Raw genomic sequence first — 16,802 nt, 5'->3', positions numbered from 1 at the left:
TAAGGCCGAAACCACTGCATTGCAGTGAGGCGCATGTTTTAAATGCGCCCCGCCGCCGGCCGTCAGGCCAGAAGTCCTGTTTCGCGCAACGCGTCGCGCACGACATCGTGGTAGCGCGCGTCGAGCGGCGTCAGCGGCAGACGAATCCCGCTTTCCATGCGCCCGAGCGCAGCAAGCGCCCACTTCGCGGGAATCGGATTCGACTCGCAAAACATCTGCTTGTGCAGCGACAGCAAGCTCAGGTGAATCTTGCGCGCGGTAATCGCGTCGCCCGCAAGCGCCGCGCGGCAGAGTTCGCTCATCGCTCTCGGCGCGACGTTCGCGGTCACCGAAATGTTGCCGTGGCCACCGAGCAGCATCAATGCAATCGCGGTCGGATCGTCACCGCTGTAGATCGCAAAATGCGCCGGCGCGTACTTGATCAGGTTTGCCGCACGGTCGATATTGCCCGTTGCCTCTTTCACGCCCACGATGCCCGGCACGTCGGCGAGACGCAGCACGGTGTCGTGGTTCATGTCCGCAACGGTCCGGCCCGGAACGTTATACAGGATGACGGGCAGGTCGACGGATTCCGCGATTCGGCGGAAGTGCTGGTACATGCCTTCTTGCGTCGGCTTGTTGTAGTAAGGGACTACTTGCAGCGTGGCGTCGGCGCCGACTTCCTTCGCCGCTTTTGCCAGCTCGACCGCCTCCGACGTGGAGTTGCCACCCGCGCCGGCGATGATCGGAAAACGCTTGGCCGTGTGTTCAACGGCGGTTTTCACCATCAGGATGTGTTCGTCCACTGACAGCGTGGCCGACTCACCGCTGGTGCCGACCACGACGAGGCCGTTCGAGCCCTCTTCCACATGCCAGTCGATCAGTTTTCGAAACGCCGGCAGATCGAGACTACCGTCCTCGTGCATCGGGGTAACGATGGCAGGAATGCTGCCGCGGATCTGGATGCCGCCGTGTGTTCCGTTTGTCATGAAACGCTATGAAATTGGTCGGTAAACCGCGATTGTAGCGGATTAGCCCTGCAGTACGTAACGAACGGGATCTGATGCATTGTTACGTTCCGTAAGGCCTGTTGGCATGGGCCGCAACGGGGCGGCAGCGACAATGCGCTGTACGCAGGATGCGCGCGGCGCGTTGATAAAACCATCCTGATAAGCGATGACCCGCAAGCGGCCCCGCACGGCGTCGAGCAGTTCGCCGGGATTGAGCAGGAAGTCCGGATTCGACGGCTTGCCAAACCCAACCCGTTCGTTGCCCACCGCGAAGGTCTCGTACAGCAGCACGCCGCCGGGTGCGAGGGCATCGAATAAATAGGGGAACAGCGGCCGATGGAGGTAATTCGTCACCACGACCGCAGCGAATTTCTCGTCGTCCCGCAGCGGCCAGCTCGCGTTTTCCAGATCGGCGCAGCGCGTGGTGACATGCTGCACGGCAGCGAGGCTTGCCAATGCGGTTTCATCGCGATCCAGCGCCACGACCGGATGCCCGCGCAACGCGAAATAACGCGCATGGCGGCCATTGCCCGACGCGACGTCGAGCACCGCGCCGCCCTGCTCCACCAGATGCGACCAGTGCTCGATCCATGCACTGGCGGTGGTGGGTGGCGTGGGTGGCGTAGCTGAGTGTTCGGGCGCTGACATTACGATCATCAGTTATACGAGAGGCCCATTGCGTCGCGAACGTCGCGCATGGTCTCTACCGCAAACTTGCGCGCCTTGTCGCAACCGTCGGCCACGATCGCGCGCAACAGCGACGGATCGTCCATGTATTTCTGCGCGCGTTCCAGCATGGGTTGCTGCTCGTGCAAAATGCCTTCGATCACCGGTTGCTTGCATTCAAGGCAGCCAATTCCCGCGCTGCGGCAGTTCGTCTGCACCCACTTGTGCGTGGTTTCGTCGGTATAGACCTGATGCAGTTGCCACACCGGGCATTTGTCCGGATCGCCCGGATCGGTGCGGCGAACCCGCGCCGGATCGGTCGGCATGGTGCGCACTTTCTTCGCGATTGTCTCGGCGTCCTCACGCAGGCCGATGGTGTTGCCATACGACTTCGACATCTTCGCGCCATCGAGGCCCGGCATGCGCGACGCTTCGGTCAGCAACGCCTGCGGCTCGACCAGGATGATCTTGCGCGCGCCTTCCAGATAACCGAACAGCCGTTCGCGATCGTTCATCGACAGGCTCTGCGATTCCTGCAGCATAGCCTGCGCCTGTTCGAGCGCTTCGTCGTCGCCTTCCTGCTGATACGCAACACGCAGTTCGTGATAAAGCTTCGCGCGTTTGCCGCCGAGTTTCTTCGCGGCATCGAGTGCTTTCTCTTCGAAATCCGCCTCACGCCCATACAGATAATTGAAGCGTCGCGCGATCTCGCGCGTCATTTCCACGTGCGGCACCTGGTCCTCGCCGACCGGCACGAGCGACGCGCGATACAGCAAGATATCTGCCGCCATCAGCACCGGATAACCAAGAAAGCCGTACGTGGTCAGATCCTTTTCCTTCAGCTTCTCGATCTGCTCCTTGTAGGTCGGCACGCGTTCGAGCCAGCCAAGCGGCGTGCTCATGCCGAGCAGCAGCGCAAGCTCGGCGTGTTCCGGCACTCGGCTCTGGATGAAGAGCGTGGCCTGCGCCGGATCGATGCCGGAAGCGAGCCAGTCGATCAGCACTTCCCAGACGTTCTTCTCGATGACTTCAGGCGTTTCGTAGTGGGTCGTCAGCGCATGCCAGTCGACGACCGCGAAAAAGCACGGGTACTCGGACTGCAGCCGCACCCAGTTCTTGAGCACGCCGTGATAGTGGCCTAGATGCAGCGAGCCGGTCGGCCGCATGCCGGAGAAGATACGGTCAGGGAACATGGATTTATTGTAAAAGCGAGGCAAGTGGATTCAGGACGGCCGACACCGCGACATACCCGGCGCTCACCAGCGGCCCGAGCCAGAAACGCGTCAAAGTGCCGGTCATGACAAGCGCCATCACGATGAAAAAACCATAAGGTTCAAGCCGCGACAGCATGATCGACGCGCGCACGGGCAGCAGCGCCATCAGTACGCGTCCACCGTCGAGCGGCGGCAAGGGGAACAGGTTGAGCACACCGAGCACGAGGTTCACGCCAACGCCGGCTGCCGCCATGCGCGTAAAAAACGGTTCATCGATGTTGAACGACGCCAGCAGCACCGCGATCACGCCCCAGATCAGCGCCTGGACGAAATTGCTTGCCGGTCCGGCAGCCGCGACCCACAAGCTGCCCCAACGCGGATTGCGCAGGTTGCCGAACGCCACCGGCACTGGCTTCGCATAACCGAACATGAACGCGCCGCTGGTGACGAAATACAGGATCAACGGAATAGCGAGCGTACCGACGGGGTCGATGTGGCGCATTGGGTTGAGCGACACGCGGCCGAGCACGTAAGCCGTGTTGTCGCCCAGCAGGCGGGCCGCATAGCCGTGAGCGGCCTCATGCAGCGTGATCGCGAAGATCACGGGGAGCGCGTAGACCGCGATGGTTTGTATCAGGGAGGAATCCATAGCTCGCTATTGTATCAAGCAGTTGTGGCGCCACTCGTTGGCGGACGGTTTGGCGTTCGCCCAGGGCGATGGGGCGCGAGCGTCGAGGCGGTGAGTTTGCGCCCGGCGCTGTTCGCCCGAACGCAACTCACTGCCTATTGTGTCATCGTGCGGGGTTTTTCAGGCGTTTTCAGCGGTAAGGCCAAATGGTTCCAGACTGCCTCGGCCGGGACGCACCAGCACGGGTTCGTCGCCGGTCAGGTCAATCACCGTGGAGGGTTCCATCGCGCACGCACCGGCGTCGATGACCAGGTCGATCTGTTTTTCCAGCCGCTGGCGAATCTCTTCGGGGTCGTTGAGCGGATGGGTGTCGGGCGGCAGGATCAGCGTCGAGCCGAGCAGCGGCTGACCCAGCGCTTCCAGCAGCGCGAGCGTGATCGCGTGATTCGGCACACGCAGGCCAATTGTCTTTCGCGACGGGTGCGACAGGCGCCGGGGCACTTCCTTCGTCGCCTGAAGCACAAACACGTAAGGACCGGGCGTAACCGATTTGATCAGACGATAGTTGCGGTTATCGACGATGGCGAAATTCGACAATTCGGATAAATCGCGCACCAGCAGCGAGAGTAATTGTTTCTCGTCGAGTCCGCGAATCCGGCGGATCCGCTCAACGGCGTTTTTATCGTCGAGATGACACGCGAGCGCGTAGCTGGAATCGGTCGGCAACGCGACAATGCCGCCATCATTGATGATCTGCACCGCCTGGTTGATCAGGCGCGGCTGTGGGTTGTCAGGATGAATTCGAAAGAATTGAGACATGACCAGATGACGTAGATAGGTTGTCCGAAAGCTTGCTGCCAACCGGCGCCAAGACGCAGGGCGCTCGCGTTGCATTTTTATGTTTTACGCATCAGGCATAACACCCGCGGCTTCAAACTGGATTCAAGCTGTATTTAAGCCGGATTTCAGATAAAAAGCGCCGGGGCGGTACCCATGCGGACACGCGAGAATACCCGCAAATGCACGCAGTTGCGCGACAAACAGAAGTGGATGAAGACCAAGGATCGTGCGCAGCTTTTTCACGCGGTTCAACGCGGCGCTATATAAGGCCGCGCGGCGCACCTTCGCAGCACACCTTTTAAACCAGGCACTCCCACACGGGCTTGAGATCGGCGGGAAGCGGCGGCAACTGGCCGAGGTCGATACGCCCCTCGCCTGCCGCATGAAAATCCGAGCCGCGCGATGCGAGAAAGCCGTATCGCCGCGCGACGTCCGCGTATTCGCGATACTGGTCCGGCGTGTGGCTACCCGTCACGACCTCAATAGCGCGGCCGCCGAGCTGGATGAATTCATCGAAAAACGCGGCGAATTCGACTGGCGAGAAATCATAGCGCCCCGGATGCGCAATGACCGCTTCGCCGCCCGCTGCCTTGATCCACTTCATGGCATCGGCCAGTTTGGACCAGCGATGGCCGACATAACCCGGCTTGCCGTCGCCGAGATATTTCGAGAACACGTCCGAGGTCGATTCCGCGTAGCCCTTTTCGACCAGATAGCGTGCGAAATGCGTACGCGAGATCATGGCTGGATCATTCACATAGTGCAGCGCGCCTTCATAGGCGCCCGGGATGCCGATGCTGGCTAATGCCTCGCCTATGGCTTCACCGCGCGCCTGGCGGCCGCTGCGCGTGGCTGCCAGGCCGTCGATCAGCCCCTGGTTTTCAGCATCCACGTTCAGCCCGACGATATGCACCGTCCGCCCCGCCCACGTCACCGAAATCTCCACCCCGCCCAGATACCCCATGCCGAGCGCTTGCGCAGCTTCACGCGCCTCGCGCTGGCCGCCAAGCTGATCGTGGTCGGTGAGCGCCCACAGCGTCACACCGCCCGCGTGAGCGCGCGCGGCAACCTCGGCTGGAGCGAGTTGGCCGTCAGAAACGGTGGAGTGGCAATGCAGGTCGGCGTTCATCATGGAAGCTCTGGGAATTAATTATCATTCTACTGCAACGCGTCAAACGGGTTACATCGCTGACCGATCGTTCCATTGCACGATCCAGGACCGCCGGGCTCAGGCACAAAACGTCTCGATCAGCGCCGCCACGCGTTCGGGCTGATCGTGATGAAGCATATGGCCGGCGTGATCGACGATCTCCTCGCGCCAGTCGGTGAAAGCCTTGAAACGCTGCTTGAATTCGTCGATTGGAACCTCGCCGGCGATCATCGCGAGGGTCGGCGAAGCCAGCGCTTCAACGTGCAGGACCTTCGCCCGCACCTTCGACCAGACGGCCATCACCTCGTCCAGCCGGTACAGCAATGGCCCGCGTATTTTGTGCGCGGGGTCAGCGAGCAGATGGAAACGGCCGGTATCGTCGGGCTTGGCCCACTGCTGGGCCAAAAAACGTGCTTTCGCCAACGGCAGGCGCGAATTCGTGCGGATCAGCCGCTGGGCGACGTCATCGAGCGTGGCGTAGGTGTTGAGCGTTGGCGGCGCGCGCAAATCGTCCAGCCATTGCCCGAGCCGTTCGGGCGAACGCTCTGGCTTGACGGCGGCCATGCCGAACCCCTCCAGATCGACCACGCGCCGCACCCGTTCCGGCCGCACGCCTGCATACAGGCAAACAACGTTCGCGCCCATGCTGTGGCCCACCAGGTTCACGGGCTCGCCACGCAGCGACGCCGGCGCAATGTTGTCGTAATGGTCGAGCAGCGCATCCAGATCCGCCAGATAGTCCTGGAACCAGTAATGGCTGCTCTCGCCCCGCGCGACCGGCCAGTCCGACAGCCCGAAGCCGCGCGCATCGGGCGCGATCACCTGCCAGTCACCGGCGAGGGCATCGACGACAAATTGAAACGATGCCGAAATATCCATCCAGCCATGCAGCATGAACAACGTGGGCGCGTCGGGCGATCCCCATCGGCGCACATGCAGCCGCGTGCCACGCGTGGTGACGAATTCGGAAACGGGCGTTTTGAGAGGGGTCATCGGGGATTGGGGACAGCTTGAATCGAATCGATCGGGTCCAGACCTGCGAGCGTGCGTAATTCGGCTTCGTCGAAACCGGCATCGCGACGCGCTTCGAAGTTGAACGGACCGCGTAGTTTGGGGGCGTGATACTGCTCGGCGAGTTGCGCGTAGGTGGCGTGCGGATCGGCGCCGGACTCGCTGCACAAGTGCCGGAACCAGTGATTGCCAATCAGCACGTGGCCGATTTCATCGTGGAGAATCACATCGAGAATGGCCGCCGATGCGTGGTCGCCCGCTTGAGCCAGGCGGCGGCGAATGGGCGGCGCAGCGTCCAGACCGCGCGCCTCCAGCGTGCGCGGCACGAGCGCCATGCGGGCGAGCACGTCGCCACGCGTGCGCTCCGCCATTTCCCACAGGCCATCGTGCGCGGGAAAATCGCCGTACCGATGACCGAATTCCGCCAGACGCGCGCTCAGCAACGAAAAGTGGCGCGCTTCCTCGGCCGCGACCTTGAACCAGTCGCGATAAAACGCGTCGGGCATGGAAGGGAAACGCCAGACGGCATCGAGCGCGAGGTTGATTGCGTTGAACTCGATATGCGCCAGTGCGTGCAGCAACACCGCACGCCCCGCGTCCGACTGCATGCTGCGGCGTTTCAGCGATGACGGCGCGACCAGTTCCGGCGACGCCGGGCGGCCGGGTAAATCGAGCGGATCGGAAATGTGGGTTGTGGCGTCAAGCGTGGTGTCCCCCGATAGCAAATGCTCGTAGAACCGCTGGGTAGCCCGCGCCTTGATGGCGGGATCGCGCTCCCGGAGCAACGCCAGGGCGGTCGGACGGACGCCATTGGACGCAGAATAATCGAGCTGTTCGGACATGATTCCGGTTTGCTTTGGGTTACTTATGAGGGGTGCTTTTAAACCATAACGGTTGGCTGGCAACCCCGCCGAGGGCGCCGCCGCCCGGGCTGGCCGGTTCAGAAACGCCGATTTTGGAATGGCCGTTTCAGAACCCATCGATCAGTCGTGTAAAAGCCGGGCCGCACGTCGCTTTTGCGCAACCGGCTAAAATAGCACTTTCCACGGAAGATTTTTGGCTTGAGGCGGCCGCGCGCCGCAGTCTATAGCATCGACGGTACCGGCCACGCCCCAGGCGCCGGTGGTCCGACCGCGCATCATGGCTCAAGTCAAGCCCTCACAGGAGACACAGTGGCAATCTATAAGCTCGGCGACGCCGCCCCGACCATCCACGAAAGCGTATTTGTCGCTGATACGGCGACCATCATCGGCCGTGTGACGCTGGAAGAAAACTCAAGCGTCTGGTTCGGCGCCGCCCTGCGCGGCGACAACGAACCCATCGTGCTTGGCCGAGGCAGCAATATCCAGGAAGGCGCGGTGCTGCATACCGACCCGGGTTATCCGCTGACCATTGAAGCCAACGTGACGATCGGCCATCAGGCCATGCTGCACGGCTGCACGATCAAGGAAGGCGCACTGATCGGAATTCAGGCTGTGGTCTTGAATGGTGCGGTAATCGGCCGCAACTGCCTGGTTGGCGCGGGCGCCGTGGTGACCGAAGGTAAAACCTTCCCAGACAATACCCTGATCCTCGGTGCACCCGCGAAAGCCGTGCGCGAACTCACGGAAGCGGATATTGCCCAGATGCAGGCGGGGACGCGTGGTTACGCGGACCGCCGCGAATTTTACAAGGCGCAGCTCGTGCGGATCGGCTGAACGCCGGTTGACACGCGTTATGCCGTCGATCAAAGGACTCAAGCGTGGTTAACGACCAGCTGCAAAAATTCATGTTCAACGCGGCGCCGGTGCGTGGCGAGATTGTCTCGCTGCGTGACACCTGGCAGGAAGTGCTCACGCGCCGCTCGTACCCCACGCCCGTGCGCAACGTGCTCGGCGAAATGATGGCCGCGTGCGCGCTGCTGTCGGCGAATCTCAAGTTCGACGGCACGCTCATCATGCAGATCTACGGCGACGGGCCGGTGACCATGCTTGTCGTGCAATGCAATTCGGACTTGTCGCTGCGGGCAACCGCGAAGCTGGCGGAATCCATTGAAGGCGCGAGCGAAGCACCCGTGCCAATCACGGATGACATGACGCTCCCCGACCTGCTCAACCGCAACGGCCAGGGCCGCTGCGTGATCACACTCGATCCGCGCGACAAGAAGCCCGGGCAGCAGGCTTATCAGGGCATCGTGCCGTTGAGCGGCGAGCATGGGCCGCTGGCGTCGATGGCGGAAGTGCTTGAACACTACATGCACCACTCCGAGCAACTCGACACGCGCATGTGGCTCGCCGCGAACACCGAGCGCGCCGTGGGCATGCTGCTGCAAAAGCTTCCCGGCGATGGCGGTATCGTCCCGCATCCGGGCGAACACGACGCCGATACATGGCAGCGCGTATGCCACCTCGGCGGTACGCTCTCGAACGAGGAGTTGCTGAAGGAAGAACCGGAAGTGGTGTTCAAGCGGCTCTTCTGGCAGGAAAACGTGCAACATTTCGAGCCGGCGCAAGCGCGTTTCGAATGCACGTGTTCGCGCGAGAAAGTGGGCGGGATGCTCAAGATGCTGGGACGCGGCGAAGTGGACAGCGTGGTTGAAGAACGCGGCAGCGTGGAAGTGCACTGCGAGTTCTGCAACCAGCGCTACGAGTTCGATCCCGTGGACGTGGCGCAACTTTTTGTGGCTGGAGAACTCTCCCAGGGTGTGAGTCCGGCGCCGGATCAACGGCATTAAATCCAACTGCGCTCTCTGGCTCTCTGTAACAAGAGGTCGCAGGATAACCCTCTGCTGTGCCGCGGCGTGTCATGATCCGGTTCCGTTTAGTGTCCGGCCCGCTGGAGGTCGAAATGAAATCCTTGGGATGTATATCGAAGAAACTGGTCGTGGCGTTGTCCGGCGCGACGCTGCTCGCTCTCGGCGGTTGCATGATGGATCCGCCGGGGCCTTCGCCCATTTACAGCCGCTTGCCGGCCGCGCAGAACCAGGCGCCGCAGCCGCTTTCGCAGGCCGAGCAGCAGCGCTATAACCAGATCGACCGGCAAGTGCTGGCCGATCAGCAGCAGGCAATGGCTGCAGAGGCCGCCGCCCAGGCCTACTCGCAGTACTATCGGCCGCCGGTTACGGTGTACGGCGGATATTCGAGCGGTGGCTGGGGTAACCGATGGGGAACGGGCTTTGGCTACGGATACCCTGGGTATTATTGGTAGCGTCTCAGACGCGCGTCGTTCGCCGCAAAGTGGCCAAGCGCAATAAAAAAGCTGTTTCAACTCACGTTGAAACAGCTTTTTTTACATCCGTTGCCGGTCGATTACTTCGATTGACGCGCCGCGCGCTAACCACCCTGCTTCTTCTTCGCCGCGTCCATCTTGTCCTTCGTCGCTTGCCGTTCGAACGCCCGGCGCTCTTCCTTCGAACGCGACACCGGATTAGGCACTACACGCAACGGCGCGGCGGACACTTGCCCGCGCGTGGAAGCACTCGATTGCGCGTTCACCGAGTTAGCAGGCGCCGGCGAATTCGGCGAGACGAACTGCACGAAGACCTCGCTGTCCTTCATCATCCCCATTTCGTAACGCGCGCGCTCTTCAACAGCCGATGTGCCGTTCTGCAAGTCCGCCACTTCACCCTGCACGCGTTCGTTACGCAGTTTCAGGTCGGCGTTTTTCTTTGTCTGGTTGACTAATTGCTGCTGCAGTTCGTGGACACGTAACCAGCCGCCGTGTCCCCACCACAGTGGATACTGGATCATCGCCAGCAGCAGGATCAGAACAGAGGTGACAATCCGCATTTAAGAGGCGAGAAAAACGCTAGCACTGCAACTGTATTTGGCGCTGCCCCGGATTCAAAAGAACACGAGGCAGCGGACTGAGTAAATCGACAACCGTCCGGACTCACTAACGTCCCAATCCGGCCGAAGCTTTAGCGCAGATTGTAGAACGCCGATTTACCCGGATAACTCGCGATGTCACCGAGATCTTCTTCAATGCGCAACAACTGGTTGTACTTCGAGATCCGGTCACTACGCGACAACGAACCCGTCTTGATCTGACCAGCATTCAGGCCGACCGCAATATCCGCAATCGTCGTATCTTCAGTTTCGCCCGAACGATGCGAGATGACCGCAGTGTAACCCGCGCGCTTCGCCATTTCGATTGCCGCAAAGGTTTCCGTCAGTGTGCCGATCTGGTTGATCTTGATCAGGATCGAATTGGCGATGCCCTTGTCGATGCCTTCTTTCAGGATGCGCGTGTTCGTCACGAACAGGTCGTCACCCACGAGCTGGATCTTCTTGCCGAGTTTATCGGTGAGAATCTTCCAGCCGTCCCAGTCGCTTTCGTGCATGCCGTCTTCAATCGAAACGATCGGGAATTTATCGGCGAGCGTGGCGAGGTAATCCGTGAATTCCGCCGACGACAACTGCAAACCCTCACCCGCGAGCTGATATTTGCCGTCGTGGTAGAACTCGCTTGCCGCGCAGTCCAGAGCAAGCAAGACGTCTTCGCCCGCGCGGTAACCCGCCTTTTCGATCGCCTGGACGATGGTCGACAAGCACTCGTCGTTGCTGCCGAAGTTCGGCGCGAAACCGCCTTCGTCGCCCACCGCCGTGCTCATGCCGCGGTCGCTCAGGATCTTCTTCAGCGCGTGGAACACTTCAGCGCCGCAACGCAGTGCCTCGCGGAAGGTCGGCTGGCTGACCGGAACAATCATGAATTCCTGGATGTCCAGGCTGTTGTTCGCGTGCGCGCCGCCGTTCACGATGTTCATCATGGGAACGGGCAATTGCATAGCGCCCGAGCCGCCGAAGTAGCGGTACAGCGGCAAACCGGCTTCTTCTGCTGCAGCCTTTGCAACCGCCATGGAAACAGCCAGCATGGCGTTCGCGCCCAGGCGCGACTTGTTGTCGGTGCCGTCGAGTTCGAGCAGGGTCTTGTCCAGGAAGGCCTGTTCCGATGCATCGAGGCCCATGATGGCTTCGGAGATTTCGGTATTGATGTGTTCGACTGCCTTCAACACGCCCTTGCCGCCGTAGCGGCCGGCTTCGCCGTCGCGCAATTCGATCGCTTCACGCGATCCGGTGGATGCGCCCGACGGCACCGCAGCGCGGCCCATCGTGCCCGACTCTAGCAGGACGTCACATTCGACGGTGGGGTTGCCTCGCGAGTCGAGAATCTCGCGACCGATGATATCTACGATAGCACTCATGGTTTCCTCAAGAAATGACGTTGAATCAGGTCAGACAGCGGGTCGGTTTTTAACATCTCGCCGGGGCGCGAACGCCCGGCTTCAGAGGCCTTCTACGACCATCATGTTCAATTCTGCTGCGCCCGCTCTCACGTGGCGCGCCGCTTCATATTGAGCGGAGTGATTCCATTGTGTGGCAGTCTCGTCGTCAACGAATGGTGTCGACGAACTCGAGTACGACCGAGGGTGGGCGAATGGATACTTCAAACGCCTCGCTCCGTCCGCTGCGCACCAGAAACTTACCACCGTATGCGTCAATCGCGTGCATTGCTAACGGCTGATATGCGGTGAATTTATCGGGGTCAGTAGGGTTCGCGTTCATGGAGATGTAACCCTTTCGCCATGACACTTCCCTGCCGGTACGTCGCGGATGTGGATGCTTAAGCGAGCGCCTGTGCTTGAATACACACAGCGCCCGCAGCGTCCTTAACTGAAATCGTTCTCGAGAAACGGTCCGCGCTTCACGGCCCGATCCAGCGCAACGAGTGTCTCCAGCAGTGCTTCCATTCTGTGCAGCGGTACGGCGTTCGGCCCGTCGGATTTCGCGTTCGCCGGGTCCGGATGCGTCTCCATGAACACGCCCGCAACGCCAGTTGCAATCGCGGCGCGTGCCAGTACCGGTACGAATTCGCGCTGTCCGCCGGAGCTCGTGCCCTGCCCGCCCGGCAACTGGACGGAATGCGTGGCATCGAAGACGACAGGTGCGTTGGTTTCCCGCATGATCGCGAGCGAGCGCATGTCCGAAACCAGATTGTTATAACCAAACGACACGCCGCGTTCGCACGCCATGAAACGGTCGTCGGACAAGCCCGCTTCGCGGGCAGCGTCGCGGGCTTTATCGATAACGTTCTTCATGTCGTGCGGCGCGAGAAACTGGCCCTTCTTGATGTTGACCGGTTTCCCCGAACGCGCGCATGCGTGAATAAAGTCAGTCTGGCGGCACAGGAACGCGGGCGTTTGCAGCACGTCCACGACCGACGCAACCGCTTCAATCTCATGCTCGGAATGAACGTCGGTGAGGACGGGCAGGCCGAGTTGCTTTTTCACTTCGCCGAGAATCCGCAGGCCTTCGTCCATGCCGAGTCCGCGGAACGACTTGCCGGAACTGCGATTGGCCTTGTCGTATGACGATTTGTAGATGAACGGAACACCTACCTTCGCGCAGATTTCCTTGAGGCGGCCGGCGACGTCAATGGTCATTTGCTCCGACTCGACCACGCACGTGCCCGCGATCAGGAAAAACGGCTGGTCGAGACCCACTTCGAAATCACACAGCTTCATGCTTGCGCTCCGACGGAAACCGCCACGGCTGGTGCGGGGGCGTGTTCAGCAGTAGCGCCCGCCTGCCCGTTCGCCTTCAGCGCCAGATGATGTGCGCGCGCCGCTTCGACGAATTCCTTGAACAACGGATGGCCATCGCGCGGTGACGATGTGAATTCCGGATGGAACTGCACGCCGACGAACCACGGGTGCATGGATTCCGGCAGCTCCATCATCTCCGGCAGATCTTCGCTCGGCGTACGCGCGCTGATCACCAGCCCGCCCGCCTCGAGTTGCGGCACGAAGCGGTTGTTCACTTCATACCGGTGCCGATGGCGCTCGTTCACATCCGTACCGTAGATGCGTGCGGCCATGGTGCCCGGCTTGATCGGACATTTTTGTGAACCGAGGCGCATCGTGCCGCCCAGATCCGACTCTTCCGTGCGCTTTTCAACGTGACCTGCACGGTCGTACCACTCGGTGATGAGCGCGACAACCGGATTGGTCGTCGATGTATCGAATTCCGTGCTGTTCGCATCGGCCAAGCCGGCGACGTCGCGAGCGAATTCGATCACAGCCAGTTGCATGCCGAGGCAAATGCCCAGGTACGGCGTCTTCGACTCACGTGCGTACTTGATCGCCTTGATCTTGCCTTCTGTTCCACGCGCACCGAAACCACCCGGCACTAGCACGGCGTCGAGATGCTTCAGACCGGCCACGCCGTCCGTTTCGATCTGCTCGGAATCGATGTACTCGATGTTGACCTTCGTCGACGTATGAATGGACGCGTGCTTGAGCGCCTCGATCAACGACTTGTACGATTCCGTCAGTTCCACATACTTGCCAACCATGCCGATGGTGACTTCGTTCTGCGGGTTTTCGAGCTTCTGGACGAGGCCGGCCCACATGCTGAGGTCAGCGGGTTTCGCCGTGAGCTTGAGCTCTTCGCAAATAATGTTGTCGAGACCCTGGTCGTGCAGCATCTGCGGGATCTTGTAGATGCTGTCCACGTCCCATACCGAAATGACCGCGTCTTCCGGCACATTCGAGAACAGCGAAATCTTCGCGCGTTCGTCGCCGGGAATCGGACGATCCGCGCGGCACAGCAACACGTGCGGCGAGATACCGATTTCGCGCAGTTTCTGCACGCTATGCTGCGTGGGCTTGGTCTTGAGCTCACCCGCCGTCGCGATGTACGGCACAAGCGTCAGGTGCACGAAACACGCGCTGTTGCGGCCGAGCCGCAGGCTCATCTGGCGCGCGGCTTCAAGGAACGGCAGCGATTCGATGTCACCCACCGTCCCGCCGATTTCCACGATTGCCACGTCAGGCTCGCCGCACGTGGCCGCAGCCGCGCCGCGTTGCAGGAACGCCTGGATTTCGTTGGTGATATGCGGAATGACCTGAACCGTCTTGCCGAGATATTCGCCTCGGCGTTCCTTGCGGATCACCGACTCGTAGATCTGACCGGTCGTGAAGTTATTGGCCTTGCGCATCTTCGTGCTGATGAAGCGCTCGTAATGGCCTAAGTCGAGGTCCGTTTCCGCACCGTCTTCCGTCACGAACACTTCCCCGTGCTGAAACGGGCTCATCGTGCCGGGGTCGACGTTGATGTAGGGATCGAGCTTTAAGAGGGTGACTTTCAGACCGCGCGATTCGAGGATCGCTGCGAGGGAAGCGGCGGCAATACCCTTGCCGAGGGAAGACACTACGCCGCCGGTGACGAATACATATTTGGTCATCGCTAGGTGCTCGCGGGAAAAACGGATTATACCCGAAAGGCGCCCCATAACCCAGAGCGGGAGGGACCCGCGTTGGGACCCGATTTACCGCGAGCGGCGGGTTTCGATCGTGCGTTTATCGGCGGCCTGAATGCGGTTTGAATGGCGTCTCGCCGGGGTGTGCATTACTCATATGCGCTATTGATGTGCATTAGTGCATCAAGCCCGCAGCCCGTTAAGCGTGCGCTGCAATGCGCGTGCCGTTTCCACCGGGTGTTCCATTGGGAACAGATGACTGCCCTCGATCCATTCGAAATGCCCGCCCACAATACGCCGCGTCATTTCCAGCCCGACGTGGCGGACTTCCTTCGAATGCGTTCCCGCAATAAATCCGACCGGCACCGGCACGCCATGCGCAACCCGCGCACCCAGCGTGCGCGGCAACGTCTTGTAGATGCGAAATTCCACCTCGCGATCGAAAGCGAGCTTGCGTTGGCGGTTGATGGCGCCGGCCGCTTCATCGATACCGCCAATGCCACCTCCGTTATGTGCCTCCGCCGGAATCGCGAAATCGATGTAATCCGACAGCATCCGCTCGTCCCAGCGGGCAAACGCCGTTTTCGCGTGAAAGTGACGCCAGGCATCTTCGCGGCTCGGCCAGTGCATGCGCCGGTTTTTAGTGGCGGCGGCAGGCGAAAGCCGTGTGTCGAGCCCCGTCCATTGCGATAAACGCAGCACACTGCTGCGCCAGCCGGCGATCACCGGTGAATCCAGCATCACGACGCCTTTCACCCATTGCGGCCGTTTGAGCGCCGCCATCAGCGAGAGGTAACCGCCCAGCGAATGCCCGACCAGCCACACTTTCACGTCGGCTGGACGTCTGGCGTCAATGTCTTCGAGCAGTTGATCCACCAGATGCGGCCAGTCGCGCGTCACGGGGAAACGCGGATCGTGACCAAAACGTTCAACCGCGCGAATCTCGTAGTCATCGGCGAGTTCGGCGAAGATCGTCCGGTATGTCGATGCGGGAAACCCGTTAGCGTGCGAAAAATGCAGGATGTCTTTCAAGCGCCGTGCCCTCTCTTTTTTACAACGTCTCTTTCCAGCGTCTCATTATTAACGTTCTGTTCACCGCCCCATCCAGTAACGCGCGTGAGTCTGCCTGAAACGTTCGATGGACACCTCAGCCGACACGTCCATGCGCGCCGCGCCGTCTTCGTCGCTGCGCGATAACTCGATATGACGTAATCGATACCGCTCGAAAACCGTCGGATGCGGGTGGTTAAATCGGTTGCGGTAGCCTAGCTTACTGAAAAACGCGAAAAGTGATGGTAACTATCTGATTTTCAACCAATAGTCTCGCGCCGGTCAGCAAACAGATTATTGCCGTTTTCTTTGTGTTTTCGTTGGTCTAGCCGATGTGCGGTCACATCTTGGGCACCCATCATATACAGAAGTGGTCGGAGCTTTAGCTCTTCCCAATTGACGAGCACGACAAGGTTCTATGTATCTTCTGTGAGTCGACGACCGCTGGGCTCCCAAGTTTAGGAGGTGTACGAAGACCGCCCTTCACCTATTGTTGACGTGACTGTGACCAAGAGAGGCCACCATGACCGAGTTGGAAGTCACTGAACTTTTCGACGACGAGATTGCTTTAGGCAAGCCATCTTCCCTTATGCTGCGCGGTGCATGCGGCTCGCTCGCTGACTGGATCGCTCGCAATTGGGATCGACTTTCGCCCGACGACCGTGTCGAGTTGATCGCGATAGGTGCCGTGTTCCTTCGGCTGTCCATTCGAATGACGCGAGGCCGAGACGACTATCATTAAAGTCGCCATGACGAAAATTCATATTCGCGAATTGCAGCTCCACGACCTTCCGCCCTCTAGTTCAGGGGATGGAATGACAGATGAGAGCCTTGTCAGATAAGCCCCCTGCTCGCTGCTATAGCAAATCTGTAGCACGCAAAAAACCCTAGCAAAGCATCAGCGGACTACTCCCAGTCCCTCCGTTTCGTGCACCCGTTCGACGGCAATCGGCCAGTTTCGGCCGTTCGACATTGTGGCATGATCGTTGACAATCCCTATAACTCGTCACGCGGCT

At 60.4% G+C, this 16,802-nt stretch carries 19 protein-coding genes; 4 read left to right on the top strand and 15 right to left on the bottom strand.

The genetic code is table 11. The features are described 5' to 3' along the window. Positions 1 to 62 precede the first annotated feature (62 nt). The 8 genes from dapA to ACSQ8V_RS06300 all read right to left on the bottom strand — a co-directional run bounded on the left by dapA (position 63) and on the right by ACSQ8V_RS06300 (position 7,340). Positions 63 to 968 carry a 4-hydroxy-tetrahydrodipicolinate synthase gene (dapA, locus tag ACSQ8V_RS06335; protein WP_436205230.1) on the bottom strand — a complete coding sequence of 302 codons (906 nt, stop codon included), beginning with the start codon at positions 966 to 968 and terminating at the stop codon, positions 63 to 65. A gap of 42 nt (positions 969 to 1,010) precedes the next feature. Continuing rightward, positions 1,011 to 1,646, bottom strand: coding sequence for a class I SAM-dependent methyltransferase (locus ACSQ8V_RS06330; RefSeq protein WP_436205229.1), 636 nt, complete (start codon positions 1,644 to 1,646; stop codon positions 1,011 to 1,013). Continuing rightward, a complete protein-coding gene (locus ACSQ8V_RS06325) occupies positions 1,646 to 2,848 on the bottom strand; it encodes a tryptophan--tRNA ligase (protein ID WP_213763267.1) in 1,203 nt (400 codons plus the stop codon). The genes ACSQ8V_RS06330 and ACSQ8V_RS06325 overlap by 1 nt, the downstream gene beginning before the upstream one ends. Positions 2,849 to 2,852: 4 nt before the next feature. Next, positions 2,853 to 3,518, bottom strand: coding sequence for a site-2 protease family protein (locus ACSQ8V_RS06320; protein WP_213763269.1), 666 nt, complete (start codon positions 3,516 to 3,518; stop codon positions 2,853 to 2,855). Positions 3,519 to 3,677: 159 nt separating this feature from the next. Next, positions 3,678 to 4,316: an L-threonylcarbamoyladenylate synthase gene (locus ACSQ8V_RS06315; protein WP_213763271.1), complete on the bottom strand. Its 639-nt coding sequence runs from the start codon at positions 4,314 to 4,316 to the stop codon at positions 3,678 to 3,680. A gap of 319 nt (positions 4,317 to 4,635) precedes the next feature. Next, positions 4,636 to 5,466: a 3',5'-nucleoside bisphosphate phosphatase gene (locus ACSQ8V_RS06310; RefSeq protein ID WP_213763529.1), complete on the bottom strand. Its 831-nt coding sequence runs from the start codon at positions 5,464 to 5,466 to the stop codon at positions 4,636 to 4,638. A gap of 99 nt (positions 5,467 to 5,565) precedes the next feature. Continuing rightward, on the bottom strand, positions 5,566 to 6,480 hold the full coding sequence (locus ACSQ8V_RS06305; RefSeq protein ID WP_436205228.1) for an alpha/beta fold hydrolase: 915 nt from the start codon (positions 6,478 to 6,480) through the stop codon (positions 5,566 to 5,568). Then, positions 6,477 to 7,340 carry a ferritin-like domain-containing protein gene (locus ACSQ8V_RS06300; RefSeq protein ID WP_436205227.1) on the bottom strand — a complete coding sequence of 288 codons (864 nt, stop codon included), beginning with the start codon at positions 7,338 to 7,340 and terminating at the stop codon, positions 6,477 to 6,479. Before ACSQ8V_RS06300 ends, ACSQ8V_RS06305 begins: the two co-directional genes overlap by 4 nt. 330 nt (positions 7,341 to 7,670) lie before the next feature. Between ACSQ8V_RS06300 and ACSQ8V_RS06295 the strand changes: the two genes are divergently transcribed. The 3 genes from ACSQ8V_RS06295 to ACSQ8V_RS06285 all read left to right on the top strand — a co-directional run bounded on the left by ACSQ8V_RS06295 (position 7,671) and on the right by ACSQ8V_RS06285 (position 9,684). Then, positions 7,671 to 8,195, top strand: coding sequence for a gamma carbonic anhydrase family protein (locus ACSQ8V_RS06295; RefSeq protein WP_158936688.1), 525 nt, complete (start codon positions 7,671 to 7,673; stop codon positions 8,193 to 8,195). Between the two features lie 44 nt (positions 8,196 to 8,239). Further along, positions 8,240 to 9,211: an Hsp33 family molecular chaperone HslO gene (locus ACSQ8V_RS06290; RefSeq protein WP_256983812.1), complete on the top strand. Its 972-nt coding sequence runs from the start codon at positions 8,240 to 8,242 to the stop codon at positions 9,209 to 9,211. A gap of 113 nt (positions 9,212 to 9,324) precedes the next feature. Next, positions 9,325 to 9,684 (top strand): hypothetical protein, encoded by a 360-nt coding sequence (locus ACSQ8V_RS06285; protein ID WP_436205226.1) that lies wholly within the window; start codon positions 9,325 to 9,327, stop codon positions 9,682 to 9,684. Positions 9,685 to 9,809: 125 nt separating this feature from the next. On the opposite strand, the gene ftsB is transcribed toward ACSQ8V_RS06285, so the two are convergent. The 7 genes from ftsB to ACSQ8V_RS06250 form a co-directional block, all read right to left on the bottom strand. Then, positions 9,810 to 10,265 carry a cell division protein FtsB gene (ftsB, locus tag ACSQ8V_RS06280; RefSeq protein WP_213763279.1) on the bottom strand — a complete coding sequence of 152 codons (456 nt, stop codon included), beginning with the start codon at positions 10,263 to 10,265 and terminating at the stop codon, positions 9,810 to 9,812. A gap of 131 nt (positions 10,266 to 10,396) precedes the next feature. Beyond that, positions 10,397 to 11,680: a phosphopyruvate hydratase gene (gene eno, locus ACSQ8V_RS06275; protein WP_213763281.1), complete on the bottom strand. Its 1,284-nt coding sequence runs from the start codon at positions 11,678 to 11,680 to the stop codon at positions 10,397 to 10,399. A gap of 81 nt (positions 11,681 to 11,761) precedes the next feature. Beyond that, the gene (locus ACSQ8V_RS06270) at positions 11,762 to 11,965 is read right to left on the bottom strand and encodes a DUF1330 domain-containing protein (RefSeq protein WP_436205225.1); all 204 of its coding nucleotides are present in this window, start codon (positions 11,963 to 11,965) and stop codon (positions 11,762 to 11,764) included. After that, entirely contained in the window at positions 11,868 to 12,068 is a 201-nt protein-coding gene (locus ACSQ8V_RS06265; RefSeq protein ID WP_436205224.1) for a DUF1330 domain-containing protein, read from the bottom strand. Before ACSQ8V_RS06265 ends, ACSQ8V_RS06270 begins: the two co-directional genes overlap by 98 nt. Positions 12,069 to 12,145: 77 nt before the next feature. Continuing rightward, the gene (gene kdsA, locus ACSQ8V_RS06260; protein ID WP_031363912.1) at positions 12,146 to 13,000 is read right to left on the bottom strand and encodes a 3-deoxy-8-phosphooctulonate synthase; all 855 of its coding nucleotides are present in this window, start codon (positions 12,998 to 13,000) and stop codon (positions 12,146 to 12,148) included. Then, the gene (locus tag ACSQ8V_RS06255) at positions 12,997 to 14,721 is read right to left on the bottom strand and encodes a CTP synthase (protein WP_436205223.1); all 1,725 of its coding nucleotides are present in this window, start codon (positions 14,719 to 14,721) and stop codon (positions 12,997 to 12,999) included. Before ACSQ8V_RS06255 ends, kdsA begins: the two co-directional genes overlap by 4 nt. Before the next feature lie 198 nt (positions 14,722 to 14,919). Further along, complete coding sequence (locus ACSQ8V_RS06250; protein ID WP_436205222.1) at positions 14,920 to 15,768, bottom strand: alpha/beta fold hydrolase; 849 nt, start codon at positions 15,766 to 15,768, stop codon at positions 14,920 to 14,922. Positions 15,769 to 16,309: 541 nt separating this feature from the next. On the opposite strand from ACSQ8V_RS06250, the gene ACSQ8V_RS06245 reads away from it, so the two are divergent. Further along, positions 16,310 to 16,528, top strand: coding sequence for a hypothetical protein (locus tag ACSQ8V_RS06245; RefSeq protein ID WP_436205221.1), 219 nt, complete (start codon positions 16,310 to 16,312; stop codon positions 16,526 to 16,528). Positions 16,529 to 16,802 lie beyond the last annotated feature (274 nt).

The organism is Caballeronia sp. LjRoot31, from assembly GCF_964253885.1.
Taxonomy (GTDB): Bacteria; Pseudomonadota; Gammaproteobacteria; order Burkholderiales; family Burkholderiaceae; genus Caballeronia.
The sequence above is the reverse complement of the archived record's forward strand: the minus strand, read 5'-3'. Positions and strand labels throughout refer to the sequence as shown.

Coding starts and splice junctions, on each gene's coding strand:
- ACSQ8V_RS06255 (WP_436205223.1), bottom strand. CDS start 14,721: ATGACCAAATATGTATTCGTCACCGGCGGCGTAGTGTCTTCCCTCGGC.
- ACSQ8V_RS06310 (WP_213763529.1), bottom strand. CDS start 5,466: ATGAACGCCGACCTGCATTGCCACTCCACCGTTTCTGACGGCCAACTC.
- dapA (WP_436205230.1), bottom strand. CDS start 968: ATGACAAACGGAACACACGGCGGCATCCAGATCCGCGGCAGCATTCCT.
- ACSQ8V_RS06300 (WP_436205227.1), bottom strand. CDS start 7,340: ATGTCCGAACAGCTCGATTATTCTGCGTCCAATGGCGTCCGTCCGACC.
- ftsB (WP_213763279.1), bottom strand. CDS start 10,265: ATGCGGATTGTCACCTCTGTTCTGATCCTGCTGCTGGCGATGATCCAG.
- ACSQ8V_RS06315 (WP_213763271.1), bottom strand. CDS start 4,316: ATGTCTCAATTCTTTCGAATTCATCCTGACAACCCACAGCCGCGCCTG.
- ACSQ8V_RS06285 (WP_436205226.1), top strand. CDS start 9,325: ATGAAATCCTTGGGATGTATATCGAAGAAACTGGTCGTGGCGTTGTCC.
- ACSQ8V_RS06320 (WP_213763269.1), bottom strand. CDS start 3,518: ATGGATTCCTCCCTGATACAAACCATCGCGGTCTACGCGCTCCCCGTG.
- ACSQ8V_RS06305 (WP_436205228.1), bottom strand. CDS start 6,480: ATGACCCCTCTCAAAACGCCCGTTTCCGAATTCGTCACCACGCGTGGC.
- kdsA (WP_031363912.1), bottom strand. CDS start 13,000: ATGAAGCTGTGTGATTTCGAAGTGGGTCTCGACCAGCCGTTTTTCCTG.
- ACSQ8V_RS06325 (WP_213763267.1), bottom strand. CDS start 2,848: ATGTTCCCTGACCGTATCTTCTCCGGCATGCGGCCGACCGGCTCGCTG.
- ACSQ8V_RS06330 (WP_436205229.1), bottom strand. CDS start 1,646: ATGATCGTAATGTCAGCGCCCGAACACTCAGCTACGCCACCCACGCCA.
- ACSQ8V_RS06245 (WP_436205221.1), top strand. CDS start 16,310: ATGACCGAGTTGGAAGTCACTGAACTTTTCGACGACGAGATTGCTTTA.
- eno (WP_213763281.1), bottom strand. CDS start 11,680: ATGAGTGCTATCGTAGATATCATCGGTCGCGAGATTCTCGACTCGCGA.